This window comes from Alphaproteobacteria bacterium, assembly GCA_017302575.1.
Taxonomy (GTDB): domain Bacteria; phylum Pseudomonadota; class Alphaproteobacteria; order Rickettsiales; family UBA3002; genus JAFLDD01.
Window position 1 is genome coordinate 191,966 of record JAFLDD010000001.1, and the last position, 19,681, is coordinate 211,646.

Annotated in this window: 16 protein-coding genes and 1 tRNA gene; 5 read left to right on the forward strand and 12 right to left on the reverse strand. The window is 48.8% G+C overall.

The window, feature by feature from the left end; translation table 11 throughout:
* Positions 1-10: 10 nt before the first annotated feature.
* The 3 genes from J0M34_01015 (at position 11) to J0M34_01025 (ending at position 2,119) form a co-directional block, all read left to right on the forward strand.
* Positions 11-1,231, forward strand: a complete 1,221-nt coding sequence (locus J0M34_01015) for an integrase arm-type DNA-binding domain-containing protein (protein MBN8542827.1) — start codon at positions 11-13, stop codon at positions 1,229-1,231.
* Positions 1,173-1,808 carry a hypothetical protein gene (locus tag J0M34_01020; protein ID MBN8542828.1) on the forward strand — a complete coding sequence of 212 codons (636 nt, stop codon included), beginning with the start codon at positions 1,173-1,175 and terminating at the stop codon, positions 1,806-1,808. The genes J0M34_01015 and J0M34_01020 overlap by 59 nt, the downstream gene beginning before the upstream one ends.
* Positions 1,809-1,897: 89 nt before the next feature.
* Positions 1,898-2,119, forward strand: a complete 222-nt coding sequence (locus J0M34_01025) for an AlpA family phage regulatory protein (GenBank protein ID MBN8542829.1) — start codon at positions 1,898-1,900, stop codon at positions 2,117-2,119.
* A 287-nt stretch (positions 2,120-2,406) separates the two neighbouring features.
* Here the strand turns inward: J0M34_01025 and J0M34_01030 are convergent, their stop codons facing one another.
* From J0M34_01030 to J0M34_01080, 11 genes are all read right to left on the reverse strand, one after another.
* A complete protein-coding gene (locus tag J0M34_01030; protein MBN8542830.1) occupies positions 2,407-2,736 on the reverse strand; it encodes a hypothetical protein in 330 nt (109 codons plus the stop codon).
* A 7-nt stretch (positions 2,737-2,743) separates the two neighbouring features.
* Positions 2,744-10,615: a hypothetical protein gene (locus J0M34_01035; GenBank protein ID MBN8542831.1), complete on the reverse strand. Its 7,872-nt coding sequence runs from the start codon at positions 10,613-10,615 to the stop codon at positions 2,744-2,746.
* 242 nt (positions 10,616-10,857) lie between these two features.
* Positions 10,858-11,283: a hypothetical protein gene (locus J0M34_01040; GenBank protein ID MBN8542832.1), complete on the reverse strand. Its 426-nt coding sequence runs from the start codon at positions 11,281-11,283 to the stop codon at positions 10,858-10,860.
* Positions 11,284-11,510: 227 nt separating this feature from the next.
* On the reverse strand, positions 11,511-11,999 hold the full coding sequence (locus tag J0M34_01045) for a toxin-activating lysine-acyltransferase (protein ID MBN8542833.1): 489 nt from the start codon (positions 11,997-11,999) through the stop codon (positions 11,511-11,513).
* Positions 12,000-12,338: 339 nt separating this feature from the next.
* Positions 12,339-12,749 carry a DUF393 domain-containing protein gene (locus tag J0M34_01050; protein ID MBN8542834.1) on the reverse strand — a complete coding sequence of 137 codons (411 nt, stop codon included), beginning with the start codon at positions 12,747-12,749 and terminating at the stop codon, positions 12,339-12,341.
* Complete coding sequence (locus tag J0M34_01055; protein MBN8542835.1) at positions 12,749-14,608, reverse strand: hypothetical protein; 1,860 nt, start codon at positions 14,606-14,608, stop codon at positions 12,749-12,751. Before J0M34_01055 ends, J0M34_01050 begins: the two co-directional genes overlap by 1 nt.
* Before the next feature lie 139 nt (positions 14,609-14,747).
* The gene (yacG, locus tag J0M34_01060; protein ID MBN8542836.1) at positions 14,748-14,939 is read right to left on the reverse strand and encodes a DNA gyrase inhibitor YacG; all 192 of its coding nucleotides are present in this window, start codon (positions 14,937-14,939) and stop codon (positions 14,748-14,750) included.
* Between the two features lies 1 nt (position 14,940).
* Entirely contained in the window at positions 14,941-15,723 is a 783-nt protein-coding gene (locus tag J0M34_01065; protein ID MBN8542837.1) for a rhodanese-related sulfurtransferase, read from the reverse strand.
* Positions 15,724-15,729: 6 nt separating this feature from the next.
* Positions 15,730-16,680 (reverse strand): M48 family metalloprotease, encoded by a 951-nt coding sequence (locus J0M34_01070; GenBank protein MBN8542838.1) that lies wholly within the window; start codon positions 16,678-16,680, stop codon positions 15,730-15,732.
* A gap of 2 nt (positions 16,681-16,682) precedes the next feature.
* Positions 16,683-17,315, reverse strand: a complete 633-nt coding sequence (locus J0M34_01075) for a hypothetical protein (protein ID MBN8542839.1) — start codon at positions 17,313-17,315, stop codon at positions 16,683-16,685.
* A 77-nt stretch (positions 17,316-17,392) separates the two neighbouring features.
* Positions 17,393-17,800, reverse strand: a complete 408-nt coding sequence (locus J0M34_01080; protein MBN8542840.1) for a YcgN family cysteine cluster protein — start codon at positions 17,798-17,800, stop codon at positions 17,393-17,395.
* A 75-nt stretch (positions 17,801-17,875) separates the two neighbouring features.
* Between J0M34_01080 and J0M34_01085 the strand changes: the two genes are divergently transcribed.
* The gene (locus J0M34_01085) at positions 17,876-18,793 is read left to right on the forward strand and encodes a DMT family transporter (GenBank protein ID MBN8542841.1); all 918 of its coding nucleotides are present in this window, start codon (positions 17,876-17,878) and stop codon (positions 18,791-18,793) included.
* A complete protein-coding gene (greB, locus tag J0M34_01090) occupies positions 18,793-19,356 on the forward strand; it encodes a transcription elongation factor GreB (protein MBN8542842.1) in 564 nt (187 codons plus the stop codon). The genes J0M34_01085 and greB overlap by 1 nt, the downstream gene beginning before the upstream one ends.
* A gap of 150 nt (positions 19,357-19,506) precedes the next feature.
* On the opposite strand, the gene J0M34_01095 is transcribed toward greB, so the two are convergent.
* Positions 19,507-19,580: transfer RNA gene (locus tag J0M34_01095), tRNA-Ser, on the reverse strand.
* Between the last annotated feature and the right edge of the window lie 101 nt (positions 19,581-19,681).

A 19,681-nucleotide genomic window follows, 5' to 3' on the forward strand; every position in this document is an offset into this window, starting at 1 on the left:
CAGGTGAATCATGTTCCTTTCTGAAACTGCCGTGCGTAATGCCAAGCCCAAAAGCAAGCTATACCGCCTTAAAGATGGGGATGGGTTATTCCTTCAAGTTCACCCCTCCAAAGCCAAATACTGGCGGTTGCGCTACTTTTTCTATGGCAAAGAGAATGTGCTGGCATTGGGTACATACCCTGAAGTGTCGTTAGCAGAGGCTCGCGAAAAGCGGCTGCAAGCCCGTAAGTTGCTGGCCAGTGGTATTGATCCGAATGCGAAGAAGCGTGAAGATAAGCAGCGCGTTATGCTGGATGCAAAAAACTCCCTCCGCGCCGTGGCTGCTGATTGGCATAAAACCAATAAGTCGAAATGGACAGCCGATCATGCCCATCGTTTATGGCGTAGGCTGGAGTTGCACGGCTTTCCCGAGCTTGGTGATCGCCCAATTACCAGCATCCGTACACCTGAATTGATACCATTATTGCGTAACCTTGAGAAAAAAGGCTCACCAGAAACGGCGGGAAGATTGGCTCAGGTGCTAAACGTCATTTTTCGTTACGCTGTGCATAGCGGTATTATTGAACAAAATCCTGCGGCAGATTTGCGCGGTGTCGTTGCGCCCGTACAGAAAAAGCATTTTGCAGCGATTCACCCCTCTGAGTTGCCCGAATTGCTTGAGAAACTAGAAATTGTAGAAACAAGCCCTATCAACAAGCTGGCAACGCGCTTACTGCTTTTGACATTTCTACGCCCTGGGGAGCTGCGTAACGGCCTATGGTCGGATATTGATTGGGATAATCGGCTCTGGAATATCCCGCCTGAGCGCATGAAAAAGCGCCGCGCGCATATTGTGCCGCTCTCTAAGCAAGCGATGAAACTACTTAAAGAACTTCATAAAATCAGTGGTTATGGCCGCTATATGTTCCCCTCGCAGCAGCGACGCAAGCATCCCGTTATGTCCGAAAACACCATCAACATGGTGCTGAAAAAGATGGGGTATAAAGATAGGCAGGTGGCGCATGGCTTTCGAGCGATCGCCTCAACAGTGCTTAATGAGAGCGCGCTGTTTCGTCCCGATGTGATTGAAGCGCAACTCGCTCATATCGAAGAAAACAATAGCCGCAAGCCCTATAATCGCGGCGAGTACCTTCAAGAGCGCATCACCATGATGCAGTGGTGGGGAGATTATATTGAAAAAGCCAGCAAGAAAGTCACTAGCGATGTCAGTAAAATCAAAAAAATCGCGTAATCTAATCAGAGAGTATAAAAATAGTGGTGGGCTTTTGGGTCATTTATCCAAAGAATTGAACAATGGTGATAAAATAGCCCAAAAAGAAGCAACGGAAATAGTAGTGAAGGTTGCTTACACTAATGCGGATTATAAAAAATCTGATGATGTGGCGCATGCTCTTATTAAACTGGCTAAAGAAACTGATCTTGAGACTTTTGCCTCAGGGCCACCAGTTAGCCGTCTAGTGGTTATATCGGTTATGGGGCTTGTAAGAGAACAAGTGTTGCAGAATGAAGCCGAGTCCTATGTTCAATCAATGAGGGGGAAGAAAAGCAAACCGCGCTATTCAAAAGAAAAGAAAGTTTTTTTCGAACATTTAGATCGTTGGAGTAGAGGCGAAATATATTATAAAAATAAGAAAGCTTTTTTATGCGCCATGCAAGATTTGACGGGGGTAGCTAGTCACAACACGTTCTATGCTTGGATCTGTGAGTGCCCACTTAATTCAGCTAACAATCACATTAGCCAAAATCTTATAGAGTTATATGATGAAGCATATAAAGCTGCTTCTCAACACTTAGAAAGCACCACTTAAAAACTACTGCAACCGTTAGCAGGATTTTCTACATCACCGCCAAGCATTTATATCCATAGCGTCACACATGACTTTATGGAGACTCATCAATGCAAACAAAACTTAGTGATTTATACGACCTGCCCAGATCAGGATTTTTACGTCAATCAGAGTTGATACCAGAAATCATTCCATTTTCTGCGGCAACACTGTGGCGAAAAGTTAAATCTGGTGAATTCCCACGCCCTGTAAAGCTATCTGAGCGCATCACGGCATGGCGTGCAGAAGATGTGCGCGCATGGATGGACAAATTAGTAAAAACAGAATGCTAAATGATCTGATTGTTCAACGGTTGGGCAAGACGGAAGCGTTGAATAATATATTAAGCCCTCACTTTTGGATTTGTGCATACGGGGCAGGATAGAGCGAACGGTTGAGATCCAGCACAACGGCGTGAATGACACGAACGTCAAGCGGCAACCAACTCCACGATGGTCATTCCAATCGCGGAGGCCAAGCGATGGGTCGGCTCCGATGGTTTGAGTCACTTGGAAATCGTGAGGTTAGCTCCATCCTCGGCTCTGCTGGGGATGGGTGAGCTATGCCAAAACAAAGAGTCTCACCAATGGTTTGTGAGCGTCAGAAAGAATAAAGGATAGTCGATGTCAAATAAGGATATAGCAAGTTTAGGAATACCAACACGATTTGGTGTATTGTCAGATCGCAGGCATATCTCAGGCATTTTTACCGCTTCTGTTCTAGTAACAAACCACATACCAAACTTATCGTATTTGGGAGAAGGTTGGGCACCCCAATTATAAGGGTGAATATAATTTTCTTCTGCCTCTCGCCAAGCGCAATCAATTTTGCTTACATCCACCCATACCACTTCATCCTGAGCTTCAGGGCGCGGATCGGCAATAAACGGTTTGCGCCATTCAACTTCCATTATATTATCAGCTATAAATAAAATCCGTATTGGTAAGAGTGAGGTTGCCCACCAGCTTGATATTGAAGTTGATGCCATCGGTAACGAAGGTATTGCCTCCACTAGTGTAGAAACCCAGATTGCCAGCCGAAGGGGTTGCGGTGCTTTGTAGTGCTGTGAAGCCCAAGCCACGCACGTCGATCTTATCGGTACCAGCAGTAAAACCACTGATGGTATCGAAACTCGCATTCGTCGAATCCGAAAGGGCTGCGAACACAAATGTGTCAATACCCGCACCACCTGTCAGACTATCTGCACCTGCGCCACCGATTATCGTATCGTTGCCATCGCTACCATCCAGTTCATCATTACCCGCACCACCATCGATGCTGTCATTCCCGCCATAGCCACGTAGATAGTCGTTATTATTTCCACCAATGAGTGTGTCGTTATAGGAGTTGGAGCCTGAAACACCTTCGATATTGAGGAGACTATCGCCTGCAGCGTGGCCCCCTGTGTGGGTGTTGGTTGAGAGATTGACGTTCACCGCAGCATTGGAGTGGTAATAATCGATATGATCCCAACCATCGCCACCATCTACCGTGTCTGCTCCTAGGCCGCTTCTTAACTGGTCACTACCTGCGTCACCGAACAAATAGTTGTCGCCAGAACCGCCATAGATGCTGTCATTAAACGAGGAGCCATTGACGTTTTCAACATTGGAAAGAATCGCATCCCCCGCGCCTTCGCTATAGTAATAGCCAAGCCCCGTACCCAGATCGACATAGATGCCCGCATTGGCGTTGGTATAAATAGCCGTGTCGATGCCATTACCACCATCCAGTGTATCCGCACCATTACCGCCATTTAAGATGTCGTTACCGTCACCACCGCTTAGGCTGTCATTTCCATCACCACCATTGAGCGTGTCATTGCCAGCGCCACCATTGAGGGTGTCAGCATCATTGCCACCGTTCAGTATATCGGCATCGTTACCGCCATTCAGTGTGTCTGCGCCGATACCACCATCGAGCGTATCATCACCCTCGTTACCACTGAGGCTGTCATTACCATCAATACCGCTTAGATAGTTATTACCTGCATCACCAGCAATCGTATCGGCATAGATAGAACCAGAGATATTCTCAATACTATTGAACGTATCACCTGCAGCGTGACCACCTGTATGCGTGCCAGTCGCTAGATTGACGTTCACCGCAGCACTGGAGCTAATATATGTAACCGTATCAATACCGTTCAGACCGTAGAAGATATTGCCAGATAATGTGCCCGCCAACGTATCGTTAAAGTTAGAAGCGATGATATTCTCAACGTTAGAAATTACGTCACCCGCAGCATCGCCACCACTTACCGAACCTGTCGCAAGATTGATGCTGATAGCAGCCGTTGAGCTCGCATAATCAATATAGTCTGCACCACTACCACCATCGAGCGTATCTGCACCCGCACCACCACTGAGCGTGTCATTAGCGGCATCGCCGAAGATGTAATCGTTGCCTGCGAGACCATAGAGTGCATTTGTCCATCCATCGCCGCTAATTGTATCATTAGCAGCAGAACCAGTTACACCTTCAAAACCAACCATGGTGTCGCCATTCGCATCACCACCCGATAACGTGCCGCTCAAGAAGTTGACATTTACCCCGCCGAAAGAGTCAACATAGGAGATAAAATCGTATCCATCGCTTGCATGAAGATAGTCAGCACCCATGCCGCCTCTAAGGGTATCATTTCCATCACCACCAAGTAGCGAATCGTTACCCAATCCTCCAACCAAGCTGTCGTCACCTTCATAGCCAGTAATAGTGTCATTACCACCAGCGCCTGTAAGAATATCATTCTCGGTGCTACCGTTAAGTGTCTGGTGTGTGAAATTGAGGTAGAAGTCATTATCCGACAATGTGCTCGCCACAAAATTGGTAAGTGTAATCACGATAGGACCACCAACGGCGCGTGGAACACTGATGGTAGTATCTTGGCCTACTTGCGTAATAGTCATGTCACTGAGTGTATCCACGTCCGTATGTGGGAAGGCTCTGAGGTCAATGCGATCTGAACCGCGCTCAAAGTCAGTGATAGTCAGCGCCGTGGCAGCGTAATCCACGACAATGAGATCATTACCTGCACCTGTTGTCACTACGTCACTACCTAAGCCAGTGCGAATCGTGTCAGCTCCTGTGCCCGCATCAATCGTATCATTGCCCGCGCTGCCTTCGAGTGTATCGTTACCATCGCCACCGCTGATGCTATCATTACCATCGCCTGCGTTAATGGTGTTGCTGGCGTTGTTACCAAGAATGATATTATCGAGACTATTACCCGTGCCATTAATGCTGCCACTGCCAGTCAGTGTTAGATTCTCAATATTGCTGCCAAGCGTATAAGTGACAGAAGATTGAATCGTGTCTGCACCTTCGGCTGCAGCTTCGGTTACGACGTCCAATGTTGAATCGACAATGAATACATCATTGCCTAGGCCGCCGACCATGGTGTCGTTACCCGTACCACCATCAAGCGTGTCTGCACCCGCGCCACCGCTTAAGCTATCATTGCCCGCGACTCCACGCAGCGTGTTATCATTGCCATCACCTGTGATGGTATCATTGTTGGCGGAACCATTCACATTCTCGATATTGCTGAGATTATCGCCAGCCGCTTCGCCACCACTATGGGTATTAGTCGCAAGGTTTACGCTCACCGCAGCAGAATATTTATAATCAATCGTATCGATGCCATTACCACCATTGATGGTGTCTGATCCTGCATCGGATTCGATGGTATCATTACCATCCCCTGCACTAATGCTATCGCTGCCATTATAACCCCAGAGATAGTCATTACCCGTGCTGCCTGTGAGCGTATCGTTATATTGCGAGCCATAGACGCGCTCAATATCGATCAAAACATCACCTGCCGCCTGACCACCACTATGGGTGCCCGTTGCAAGATTGACGTTCACTGCCGCGCTTGAATAGACATAGGTTGCAATATCAACACCTGAGCCACCATTGAGTGTATCTGCGCCATTACCGCCATCAAGTTCATCATTACCGTAGAATCCTTGGAGACTGTCATTGTTATCCCCGCCAAGGATATAATCGTTACCAAGGCCGCCATTGATGGTGTCGTTACCCGCATAACCATAGATAAGATCAGCACCCACGCTACCGTTGATTGTTTCGGCGCTGCCCGTACCATTATAGGTAGAACCAGAACCATAAGTGATATGGTTGCTCAGGAAATAGCTGTTTGTGATATTGGTTGCTGTAATCCCCTGCAGCACGATAGTCGCAACATTACCGTTGATTTGTGGGAAGGTAAGAACGCTATCTGAACCAATTTGTTCAATACTAATATCCGAAATGTCGTCCACGCTTGCGCCAAAGGCCGCCACATCAAGTCTATCACCTTGCGAGAAGTTAAACCCGCTCACGCGCGCCGAATAAATCTCGTTGGTGTTCACCGTGAACACATCCGCAGCGCCCGTACCATTCAAGACATAGTGAGGATTCGGGTTGAAGATGAAATCACCAGCACCAAGCGTATTAGCTGCAACGTTCTGCAAGGTAAGCGTGAATGTACCACCTGGTCGTACAATGCTTACAGTCGTATCTGCACCCGCTTGTGCTACCGTAAGGTCAGAGAAGCCAGTCGCATACAGGAAGCCGCTCACATCAATAGTGTCATTGCCATCCGTGTAGTCCGTAACAACCGCAGTGGTCGCACGGCTATGAATCACAAAACGATTACTACCTGCACCACCCGTCAGTGTATCTGTGCCTAGAGCGCCATTCAGCGTATCATTGCCACTGCCACCATCAAGCAGGTTGTTGCTGGCACTTCCAGTAATGGAATCGTTCCAAATTGAACCCGTGACGTTCTCGACATTAAGAAGCGTATCGCCTTGCGCGTAGCCGTCCGAATGAATGCCCGACGTAAGATTAACGGTTACCGCAGCAGAAGAGTCCGTGTAAGAGACCGTATCAGTGCCACCCGCACCATCCATCGCATTCGCAACATCACTGGCATAGAATAAATCATTGAAATTCGAACCTGTGATATTCTCAAAGTTCGTAACACTTAAACCAGCGGCACTACCGCCATAGGTGTTATTCTGCAGGTTTGCCACGACACCAGACGTCGCATTGCTGAATACAATCGTGTCTTGGCCAGAACCACCATCGAGAAACAATGCGCCACCATCACCATTGATAACGTCGTTTCCTCCACCACCATTGATGGTATCACTACCTAATCCACCAATAAGCGTATCGTTACCATCGCCACCATTGAGGATATCATTTCCATCATCCCCATGAATAATATCATCTCCCGCACCACCATTGAGCGAGTCATCTCCCGCACCACCAAGGATTACGTCATTACCATCGCCACCATTGACGGTATCATAATCACCATCCGCGTCGATCCAGTCGTTTCCTGCACCACCGTCGAGTGAATCATTACCTTCGCCACCAAGAATTACGTCATCCCCTGTACCGCCATAGATGGTGTCATAGCCTTCACCCCCGAACAGCACATCGTCTCCTGCATCACCGTAAATCGTATCGTTGCCCTCGCCGCCGAAAGCCCAGTCATTACCATCCCCACCAACCAACACATCATCGCCGTTATTTCCGACAAGTACGTCATCCCCTGATTTACCGTTGAGGGTTTCGTTCCAATAAGCGCCGACCAGCAAATCACTACCAAATTCTTTAACAGCGATGTCGGTCGTCGCAGTCGTGCCTGCCGCTTGGCGCTGCGCGAAGGTCGCGCCATACACGGTTTGCCCAGCCGTATAGAGCGTGGATTCGCCTTCCACTTTGGTAGAAAGCACCGTGCCATTCAGCACAATATCTTGGATATTTTTGCCGCCAAAGGTACTGTAAATCACCTGTGCGCCGTTATAGAATGTCTCATATGGCCCAGCCATACCCGCTTCATGGTTACCAAAAGGTGTTGCAGCCGTTTGATCTTCCGTATCCAGCACTACATATTCAAGACGCACAAACTCCGTGCCCTCGATATTCCCAGGCTGCGCGAGTTTATAGACCGAATAATGCCCACCGAATTTTCCGCGCGCGCGTTTGGACGCTTCAATCTGCGTGCCGTTATAATAAGTATAGACCGTCTGGTCGGCCAACTGTTCGTCATACGCAATCTGCGACAGTTTATTGAGGAAGGTATTATTCCAGTAAAGCTGCTTGCTGAGGATATTCTCACTCGTTTCCGCCTCACGCGCATTGACCGTGCTCAGCACACTATCCAGTGGCGCACTGCCGACCGTAAACGTCCCCAGATGCGTCACAGGGTCATAGGTCACTGTCGAAAGATCAATCGCATCACCATTCGATAACTCAATCCGCTCCAACCCATTGCCCGCGACGAACTGATCAGTAATCGTCGCCAGCACACGGCTATTATAACTCACCTGCAAATCATCGCCCTGCTTAAGCAAGCTGAGACCCGTATTCGCGTTCGCACTGCTCATCCACGAAAGCAGCATCGTGTCCACTTCCCCCGCCGTCGCACCGCTATCGACAATCACGTTGTGATGTTCATTCACATCCGAGCCAATGACATACACATCCGAGCCATCCTCACCCGTGAGCGTGTTGCTGCCCACGCCGCCCACCATAATATCATTACCAAACCCACCCGTGATGGAATCATCGCCCTCATCACCACGCAGGTAATCATCATCCAGCCCGCCGAGCATCACATCATTGCCCGCGCCGCCGAGGATGTTATCATCCCCCAGTCCGCCTTCTGCGAAATCATCCCCCGCGCCACCGACGATCAAATCACGTCCCGCGTCGCCATGCAGAATATCAATACCATCTCCACCATCGATGAAGTCATTGCCATTACCGCCGTAAATCTGGTCATTTCCAACATCGCCAAACAGTGTGTCGGAGCCATCGCCACCATCAATATAATCATTGCCCAAATTACCCAGCACGAGGTCGTTGCCTTCGCCCCCGTCGATCGAATCATCACCATAGCCACCATCCAGCGTGTCATTGCCCGCATCACCCGCCACGGCATCCGCGCCACCACCTGCGAGGATGTAATCATTGCCCGTGCCACCTGCGGCGACATCATCACCACTGCCCATGTGTATGAAATCCTGACCCGCACCGCCGAGTGCGGTGTCCGCTCCATCTTCACCGAACAATATATCCTCACCCGCGTCGCCTTGCAGTACGTCATTGCCGTCGCCGCCATTCAGGTGGTCGCTACCCGTGCCGCCGAGCAGGTTGTCGTTACCGCCACGCGCTTCGAGATAATCCGCGCCGCCATTGGCCGAAATGGTCTGCACGTTGTTATCACCCACCAGCACATCTGCACCGACATTGCCGAGGATGTAACCAATGCCCGTGCCTGAAGCGAGAATGGTCGAGCCTTCCGCATTGACGGCAACGAGCGCAGGAACCGACTGCCCATTCACCGTAATCGTCTGCACCTGGTAGATGCTGTTCATAACCCCCGCCGCCGTCTGGAACTCACCAGCACCGAGTTTGACAGAGCCGAATAAGCCGCTAATCACTTTACCAGCCAATGCACCTATGACTAAACCAACGACGGGAACAATCGCTCCGCTCACCAATCCGAATTGCGCGCTCAAATATGCAGATAGAGGTTGCACAGGCCCATAGGTGGAGGCAACCAGCGCAGAGTAACCAGACACGGAGCTGACAAGCGATGCCGCAACATACATCGAGCCGAAGGATACCGCCGTGGATGCAGCTAGGTTCGCCCAACCCGAAGAATCGAGATTACCATTAATAATACCATGCGCGAGGCTGGTAAGTGCGGCTGCGGTGCCACCACCTACTGCACCATCAATGCCCCATTCCGCATGTACAATATGTTGAATTGCCACACCCGTGATCACCGAGCTGCCCGCACGGATATAATCCGCACTGTTCCAGCCACTCGAATGCAGCGCGAAATCCACCGCCATGCGGCCTAATACATCATACACACCACTCGCCAAACCGATGGGCTCTTTCACGCCCATATAATCGAGAATTTTCACCAGCGAGTCTTGCGCTTCAACGTCACTCACTTGCCATGGCAATGGTGTCTGGTTATTGCGAATCTGATCGCGCAGCGCAACCATCGCAGGTGACATGAGATTTTGTGCGACCGTATCCGACAGAGCATTCTCCGCCATCTCAATTACGAAATACTTCAGCGCATCCGCAACTGATACGTTGCCAGCCACTAAATCCTGACCATACTGTCCGAAGAAGCTCACCATTGACTGGTGAATATTATAGGTGTCCGTCAGATTATCCCAATACGCTCCAGCTTGGTTGCTGACGAATTCAGTAACGGCATCGGCAGCGTCGCTAAATCCTTGCATGACTTTGTATAAAGGATTTACTTCTTCACCCACAGTCATCGTGGCGCTGTGAGAAAGTAGAGTTATCTTAACTCCGTTCGGTCCTTCGAGAACTTCGTAATTTCCATTTATAGTAGCGTTTGTATCATTTTTAATCGCATTAGCATCACCTTTGTTTATGTATGTGCTGCGAGAATTATCTTCTGGGTTCTGAATGTATTCTCTAAGAGATTCGAGGCCAATGTCGTGCGCGTTATCATCCCACAACCAATCAGCAAGTCTCTCGTTTAAGTCTGCTTCTGGGCCATTTCCAATTCCTATAGTATTAATGTGATAGCCATCACCTGAGACGGGGTGCAATTCTCTTACTACCAGCCCTGGACCCAACAAGTGGTTGGGCTGAGTCACATTCACCACAATATACCCACCCGAAGGTAAATATGTCTTAATATCTCCTAGTAATGGTATACTATAAGTTCCGCCATTTGTAACAGGCGTGCCATTACTACCAAAAGGCCCCAACATAGGGAATGGTTGTTCAAAGAAATTATTAATTATGATGTTTGGATTCGGAATAGTATCAGAAAAAGATACTTTCCCAGTTTCATTATAATAATGAAATCTATTTGGACCCGTATTTATAGCTGGATTGATACCGAGTGAAGAGAAATTTGGTATAATCACTTCGACTTGCTGATTATTCACTGTTGTATAAATTATACCAGTATTAGCAGAATTGATTGTAACGCTCGCCATAAATTTCTCCTCTAATTCTCAGAGAATCTAAATTTCACAAGTCTAAAAATTGCATAAAATACCAAGAATAAAAAAGGCGAAACTAATTTATGCAAAAAACCATAAAGCGTTATTTTCCCATCGGCATAAATAACTTTACCGCCTAGCGTATAATCCATTCCCTGCTCAGAAGCAGCATACATGCTAAGAAAAACATTTCCTAAAACAATCATGCAAGACAGCAATAAAAGCAAAATGTTAGATCGCAGCAAACGTATAGAAAATGCAAAGCACAAATACATCGGAATGCCAAAAAGTATCATATAAAGAAGAGTTGCCCTTATGAATTTGCTAATAGCGTATTCGTCGTTGATTAAGTCAAACTGGAATCCAGTATAAATACCCAAGAACGCCAAAATAATTACAATATCCTGAACGAATGTTTTGAGGCCAATCATCCCGCCCTCTTTTCTGCCAGCCAATTATCATTCGCTGCGCGTAGTGCTGAAGCGTTACCGCTCGTCATACGAGTGAATAGTGGGGAAGTCTTATGGTTAGATGGTGATGCGTGCTGTGACATGCCAACCCAGAATAAGTTGCGTGCGCAGAAAAGCAGGCACTCAATCTGAGGGCAAGAATAAACAATCAATTATAAACAGGTGTTGCGTGCATAGTGACTATGCGCTCAGTTCATAGGTTTGCGGTAATTCACGCCGTGGAATTTGAGCAGCTTTGGCTCTTTCTTTCCCTCCACAAACCTTAGAGATTTTCCCGCTGAGTTGGGGAAGAGATTCGTTTCAATATCCTGCTTCACTTGCTTCATATGTCCATAAGGCGCGATGAAGTCCGTGAAGTAGAGACTATCACCACTTGTGCGCTCTTTTTCACTCAACACCATCTTGCCGCCGATATATTGCTTCTCAACTTCTGCTGATAGCATCGCCCATGTGACGAGAGCGATAGGTTCACGCTTCTTGTTGCGGTAAATGCGGTATTGGCCGAGGTTGATGGCGGGCAGAATAATATCCGCAATATCGCGCACCTGATATTGGCGGTGAACTTTGGACACGAGCATGAGGCTCGTGATCTCACCAATCAGCAGATGCAGCTTCTGCGGCGTCATCTTCGCCAACTGGCCTTTGGGGAATTGAGGTTTGGGTGCTTTATTGGGCATACGCGCCTGTTTAGGTGGTTGCACCACAGATGCCTGAAAAATTCCTTAAAAGGAAGAGGCTGATTTGTAAGGGCAGGAGGGCATGGTGAATTGATATGGGTACATATCTGGGTACATAGAATTGTCGAATAAATAAATATTATTATATAACAAACGGTTGCCAGTTGCATTCGGTAGTGTCTCTGCCACCATTTCCAAAAAAAACAAAGGTTGGGCGCAGCAGCGCCCTTTTGTTTTTTGGAAATAATGAATAGTTCGGGAGCGAACGTTGTTCAACCCGAGGCCAACAGGCCGAGGTAAGGCAAGCGTAGCGCGCCAATCCCGTCTCTGGCCACCATTTTACTCATTAATCATCTTACGACCCAGTAACCTAAGCAGCACGATGCGTCCGCGCACGAGCCATGGGTAAATGGCTTTGGAAAGAAGCTCATGCTTAAAGATCGAACGGTTCACACGATTAAACAGGCTGCTGCCACTGGAAAGTAAGGCGAGGCGATGTACGGCGTCCTGCCCGTAATATACATTGCCATCCATGACAAAGAGCATGCCGTCATCGAGATTATATTCGTTGCTAATGGCCGACAGAACATCGGTGGGAAGGTCGCGTAGATTGACCATGTGCAACTGTTTGGCCAATTGTTTGAGGCGCACCCAGCGTACGTAACGCTTGCACATCGGGCAATCGCCATCATAGGCGATGATGGCAGCATCGCCATAGGTCGTGTTGAAGTAATCGAGGGTTGCGCTCATTACCACCGCACTAACGGACCATCAATAACCTGAGGCCCTAAGTCTGTTTTAGCATGTATCAATATATTCACGAGCTTGCCTTCAAATGACTTGTAGAAATCTTTATCAATTTCAAACGTATTACCATCTACCCAGTGCCCTTTAGCAGTTACATAAGGCAATGGTGACGGCACTTCAAGCACGCCTGCACTCACTTCGACAGGCCCTACATCCGTAATGCCGACGCCGTTGAGGTATATTCTTCGCATTGCCACATCGAACGTAGGGGAAGCACCGACAAAGCGGCCACTGCCAATTTCATACACGGCCCGTATACCAGAATGGAATATCGATTTTTCTCCCAGTGGCTGCGGGTAGGCGCTAAATGCTACGGTCTGCTGACGCAAGACTAACATAGATTCTTTAGGTAATTGTGGCAGAGGGCTGAGCCAATTCAAAAACTCTTTCATACTGTATTCGAGTTTTTCAAGATCAGTTTCCCTTGCCAGTAGCGGGTAGCTATCAGGTATATTCAAGAAACGAAGGGTGGCACCATCTTTGGATATCAATACAGGGTCTTCCCGCGTTGTCTTTCTTGAGATACGAGGCAGCATCTGCTGGCGTATCATTGGGCTCATCTGATCGGTGCGTATCCAGCGACCATTTTCCATGTTCATGCTCCATTCTTTTGAAGGTAGCTCAATGGTAATGTTCCCGCGCATAATGTCGACATATGGCAGGTGCTGATCATACGGTTTCAAGGCATAGATAGCCGCGTACATGTTCATGTCGGAAAACGGATAAATACCAAGCTCGTCTGCTTTTTGTGATAAGAATCCAGCCGCATACACTCCATAGAAAGCAGCAAGCCATGCCATTAAAATTCTGGGGCGGGCAGCCGCTTGCTGTGGGATAGGTGCGTGTGATGTTTGGTGCGAGGTGGCGTCTAGTTTTATGAGCGCCCATTGCCGTAATTTTGGCAGATAATAATCCCAGTCAATAAAGGAAATAATAAGCAGTAACCACCACGGGTCACTCACGCTCATCAGCGCATACAGGCCTATGCAACTCAGCGCAAAGACTACGCCCTCGAACAGTCTAGCATTGGGGCGATGTACCGAGAATATCACGCTCAGAACGATAGCCTGCATCAACAAGTGGATGGCAGCAATAAGCTGCCATAACCATGGGATGGAGCCAAGTGCCACAACATGTGCAGGCACGGACATTTCAACGTAACCATACCACGTGATGGCTAGTATGTGCCTCATGCTATCGGAAAATACGTAATCCCAGCCGCCATTGGTTACGACTAACTTTGCCCAAAATGCTCCAAAATAGAAAAGCGCGGCACTATATTGTACAGCCAGCACCGACCACAGGACGGGCGTATTTTTCGGCGCAAAGTAATAGTTGGGTTTTCTAGAGGCCAGCCATTTATCAAGCGAGAGTGATTTTCCAGCATTGGCGAACATAAAGGGAATGGCGCACAGAAAAATGACATTATATGGATGGGACCAGGCGATGAAACGGGATGCGTCCAATAATACCAGAAAAAGTACCGATAGAGTGCTGAGTATCATGGCGGGGCGAGTGGCAAGACCGATAATGGCCATGAATGTGCTGACCCATGAAATAGCTTGTACCACTAACCAGAAGGTTGCTGCGGGTGGTGTATCACCAAATAGCATCAGCAGACCAAAAGGCGTATAATTCCCTTCTGCGCGAAGGCGTGCAAATTCGACGATATTTCCATTCAACATTGCGTCGTGCACAATCAAGTTCACCCAGCCCACAGCAATAAAAAGCCCAATTCGCACAAGGCCAATGGATCGCTCTGAAGGGCGTGAGTCACGCCACTGTGAGTCAAAACCAAACACAAAACGAAATGCGTTCAGTAGTCTCTGTCTGTTTTTATGTACGTTGGGGTGTGCCAAGAGTTGTGCAATACGCGCCATAAAGGCTCCATACTTGAAGGTGCATGAAACCAGTAGTAGTTGCATAGATGATTAATACAAGTCAATCGCTTAGGTTTTTGTCTGCTGTGCGGAGTGCTTCTTCCATCGCGTCATCGTCGATATCATCCAGCTCCACGGCGGGAACGGCATAGGATTCCGTGAACCAGCGATTCAGGTCTACCTCGCGGCAGCGTTTCGAGCAAAATGGCTTGAAATCAGCAGCGCTAGGCTTTTTGCACGTTGGGCAGGTCATGCTAGCACTTCGGGCAGGTTTGGTCTTTGAACAAGGCGCGGCCACAACCCATACACATTACCACACCTTCGGACTTGGTAAGGCCGTGTCCAACGGCGACACGTTCATCGAATACGTAGCAATGTCCCTCCCATAAGCTCTCGGTCTTGGGCATTTGTTCTAAGTAGGCCAATATTCCGCCTTCGAGGTGGTAGACCTCCTCAAAGCCTTGCGTCAGCAGATAAGCAGAATATTTTTCACAGCGAATACCACCCGTGCAGTACATGGCGACGCGCTTGTTCTTTTTCGGGTCGAGATGTTCTTTAGTGAATTTCACCATTTCCTTGAAATTTTTGGTGGCGGGATTGATCGCGCCTTTGAAGTGCCCGATGTCGAATTCATAATCATTGCGTGTATCGATGGTCACTACGTCAGGCGCAGTGATAATGGCATTCCAGTCTTTTGGCGCGATGTATTTTCCCACACATACGGATGGGTTGGCTTCGGCGCCGAGTGAAATCAGCTCGCGCTTCACTTTCACCTTGCTGCGGCCAAAAGGCGGGTTGGTGAAATAGCTGATGCGATGATTGAGCGTTTTGAATTGCGGCATGGCACGCAGATGCTCGACCATACCTTCCACGGCTTCTTTAGCACCTGAAATCGTAGCATTGATGCCTTCGGGCGCGATGGTGATTGTGCCCTTGATGCCAAGCTCTTTCATGCGCGCAAGTAGTGGTGTGCGCAGTGCGTTTGGTTCACTGAGTGGCGCAAAATGATAGAATGTGCTTACGGCAATAGTGCTCATATGCCGCTAAATAGCGGCTTCAAGCAGATTTGTCGATACTCTTTCGGCGCTGCTTTGCTCGGTGCTGATGCGCAAGGCAGGCGTGCTGGTAACGGTAGGGTTGGATGTTGCGGCTTGCAGCTCTTGCTTGACTTCGTTGAGCCATTTTACGCGTTCTGAAACTTCAGGGTGAATCGCGTTAATTTGCTTTTGTGCTTCTTTCCAGAACGGAAGTTTTGGCTTGGTCTTATCAAGTTTAATCAGTGCGTTTGCTAAGGCATCGGGGTCACCGCTAATAATGGCGCCTTCAAAATCAGCCTGCAATTCACTGGAGTAGCCATTAATTTTTTCAGCCGCACGTCCGCCGACTACGCCGCTTATGCTACTGCCTACGACGCGCGATGCGACATGTCCCCAAATACGGGCACCTGCAGGCGTGCGCCCCAGAAATGGTAGAATGGCTGCGGTTGCTCCCACACCCAATGCAGTTGCCGCATTTTGGTCGCGGTGGGGTTTCATGTTTTTAGCGTGGGCCAACTCATGTCCTAATACGCCGCAGACTTCGCGGTAGGTGAGGGTGCGCAATAATCCCGTGCTTACCATCATTTCCGTTGCTGACAGAGCCGAAGCCTGAGGTACGTCGCTTTCCGTAATCATAAGCTGCATAGGCGCAATGAAGCCTGCGCGGTTGCATAGCGTTTTCCAATGCGCAAAAAATTCGGGATGGGTTTGTTCGGTTACCAGCTTAGCGTGTTTGAAGCCGCGAAAGCTCATGCTTAAATTGCTTTGAATATCGATGCGCTCATCGCTCATGGGAACACGTGGTACAAAGCGAGGGTCAATTTCATTGGCGATGGCATCTAGTGGCAGCGCATAGCCCGAAAAATCTTTGCCACGGAACATATCTTCCATGCGATTTTCAAAGCCTTCATAGGCTTTGGCAAAGTCATTCCACAGATTGCTGAAAAAGCCTGCCATGATTAATATGCGGCACCAATTTGGGTTTGTGTTTTGTCAGAGAGCATTGCTAGCATTGATTGCGTTGGTGTCTTCGAACCTAAGTGGCGCGCAGAACTCGCCATGGCAGTGGTGCTTGGCGTATCGGCGTTGCAGCTATGGCAGCCACCACATGAAGAGGCATGTGGTTTGGTTTCCGTAGCGATAGCGGCATCGAGCGCTTCAGATAATTGGTTGATACGCGCTTGCAGCGCTTCGTTCGGATTGGTGGATTCAGTTTGAAGGGATTGCCACTGACGGCCAAGAATTTTCTGCGCTGTATCCATTGGCACCCAAGAGCAGACAGCGTGATGGTCGAGCGAGATAGTAGGTTTAGTGGTACCAAAATCGATGATTTGGACATTGGCTTTAGGAATGACCATATGCTGGTGTGCATCGAGATTGTCGCGCGGGATTTCATGGAGTTTAGGCAAAAGCCAACTGCCGTTACCGTCGCCAGCAATCATGACTTGCTGTTTTCCGTCAGCATCACGATACATCAGCAATAGTGGACGATTCTCCACTTTTGGCAGTGCGATCGGCTCGGACGGTGTGGTTGCAACTGGCGTTGCAACGGGTTCTGCGCCATCGGTTTTGGCCAAAGCTTCCTGACTCATGGCAGGCTCCTTTACGGTTTTCTACACCCCTGAGTCTATCGAAATTGCGCCACTTCAAGTGTGACAGTTTGGTGAAATTATTGCCAGTCGGCTTCCTCTTCGCTGATGATATTTCCCTTCATTGACGGGCCCTTAGTGTGGACGCGGTTTTTATCGCCGCACACAAGGTGATGCCAGCTTGGGAGAGGTTCGCCAAGGTAGGCGAGGCGGTAGCCACAGGTATGTGGCAACCAGGTAAGTTCGGCGACGTTTTCGGGGGTTACTTTTACACAATCCGCGACGTTTGTTTGCCGATTGGCGTAGTCGGTGCATTGGTGGCTATTCAAGCATAGATATTTGCAGGCGACGTTACTGAGCGCGATTTCGCCCGTATCCTCGTCTTCGACTCGTATTTGGCAGCATAATCCGCAGCCGTCGCATAGTGATTCCCATTCTGCGGGGGTCATTTTTTCAAGCGGTTTTTTTAGAAATGCGGGCTGGGTCATGGCGGCATGATAGTAGAACAGGATGTTTCCAACAATCTGATTGTCGGTCAACCTGCGACACGTTAATGAAAAACCATGCATTCGCTCCGAGCCTCATTTCAAGCCTTAGACCAACGCACACGCGGCATATGCTTCGTGCTGTTTGCTGTCATGGTCTGGAGTGGCTGGATGATTGTGAGCAGCTATGGGGTGCGCGGCTCACTTTCTGCCTATGACATTACCGCATTGCGCTTTGGCACGGCAGGATTGGTGATGTTGCCGCTACTGATGAAGAAAGGTTGGCGGGTTGGGCCATGGGGCATTTGGGGCGGCGTTTGGCTAGCCTGTCTGATGGGTGCAACCTATAACACCATCACCATTTATGGCATGAAATTCGCACCTGCTTCGCACGCGGCGGGGCTTATCAATAGCTCCTGCGTCGCATTGATGACGATTGGTGGCATTCTCTTACTGCGTGAGAAAAGCTCGCGACTCAAACTTTCTGGTATTGCGATTAGTATCATCGGCGTACTCGTTATCGTTGATATTCTGCATAGCGATGTTACGGCGGGCAATATCGCGTTGGGGCATTTACTGTTTCTGATTGGTGGCTCCATGTGGGCGGCTTATGCGCTTTTTATGCGCGCGTGGAAGCTTGACCCCATTCATGTTGCGGCAGCAGTCTGCGTCTATTCCGCGCTGCTTTATCTGCCAATTTATTTTCTGTTCTTGCCCATCAATGTCAGTGTTCATAATTGGGACGCAGCATTGTTTCAGGCGGTGTATCAGGGCATCATCAATAGTGTCTTTGCACTGATGTCGTATAATCGTGGCGTCGAGCTATTGGGTGTGAGCGCGTCGAGCGCCTTCATTCCCATGATTCCCGTGATTGCAACGCTTACGGCTATCCCAATTCTGGGACAAGACCCCACACTGACCGATGCGCTGGGAATTGCACTAGTTGCGGGTGGCGTATTGCTCTCGACGGGGATTATCGGTAAACGTAGCTCTTGATGAGCAAAGCATTCACGAAAGAGGGTGATGGCGACGAACCGCATGATGATGCGGACGATGCAGACGCATTACCCAGAGGCACCAAAAATTATATGACACCCGCAGGCTTCGCAGCGATGCAGGCAGAGCTGCGTGAGTTGCTCTACAAAGAGCGCCCGAAGATAGTTGAGATTGTTTCATGGGCGGCTGGTAATGGTGATCGCTCGGAGAATGGTGATTATATTTATGGCAAAAAGCGCCTGCGTGAGATTGATAAGCGCGTGCGTTACCTCACCAAGCGCATCGAGAGTGCGGAGGTGGTGGACCCCGAAGGGCAGCAGCATTTAGAGCATGTATTTTTCGGCGCGACAGTAACCTATATGCGCGAAGACGAGCGCGAGGTGAGAGTGAAAATTGTCGGGGTTGACGAAGCGAAGGCGGAGATCGGGCATATTAGTTGGCTATCGCCCGTCGCACGCGCGCTGATGAAATCAACGATAGGTGATATGGTGGAGTTGCGCACACCAGTGGGTATCGAAAGTATCGAAGTGCTTAAGATACACTATGAAATCATTAAGGAATAATGGCGCACCCGTCAAAATGTGCTCGGCGTTGCCTGCGCGCCAATGCTAAACTCGCTTTGCTCGTTAAGCGTATGGTCGAATAAGATTCGACATTCAGATGACGCATGCGATTCAACAAAAAAGCCACCGCAAGGGTGGCTTTTTATTAAATGGCGCACCCGTCAGAATTCGAATCTGAAACCTCCTGATCCGTAGTCAGTTTAGCCTAGTTCTCCCACGTGCGCGCGCGTGCTTATTAAAATACTGAAAAATAGTAAAATTATGTTATTTTATTAATTTAATTGTTAATTTTGATACGCTCATTTACGTTCTCTCGTGGTGACTT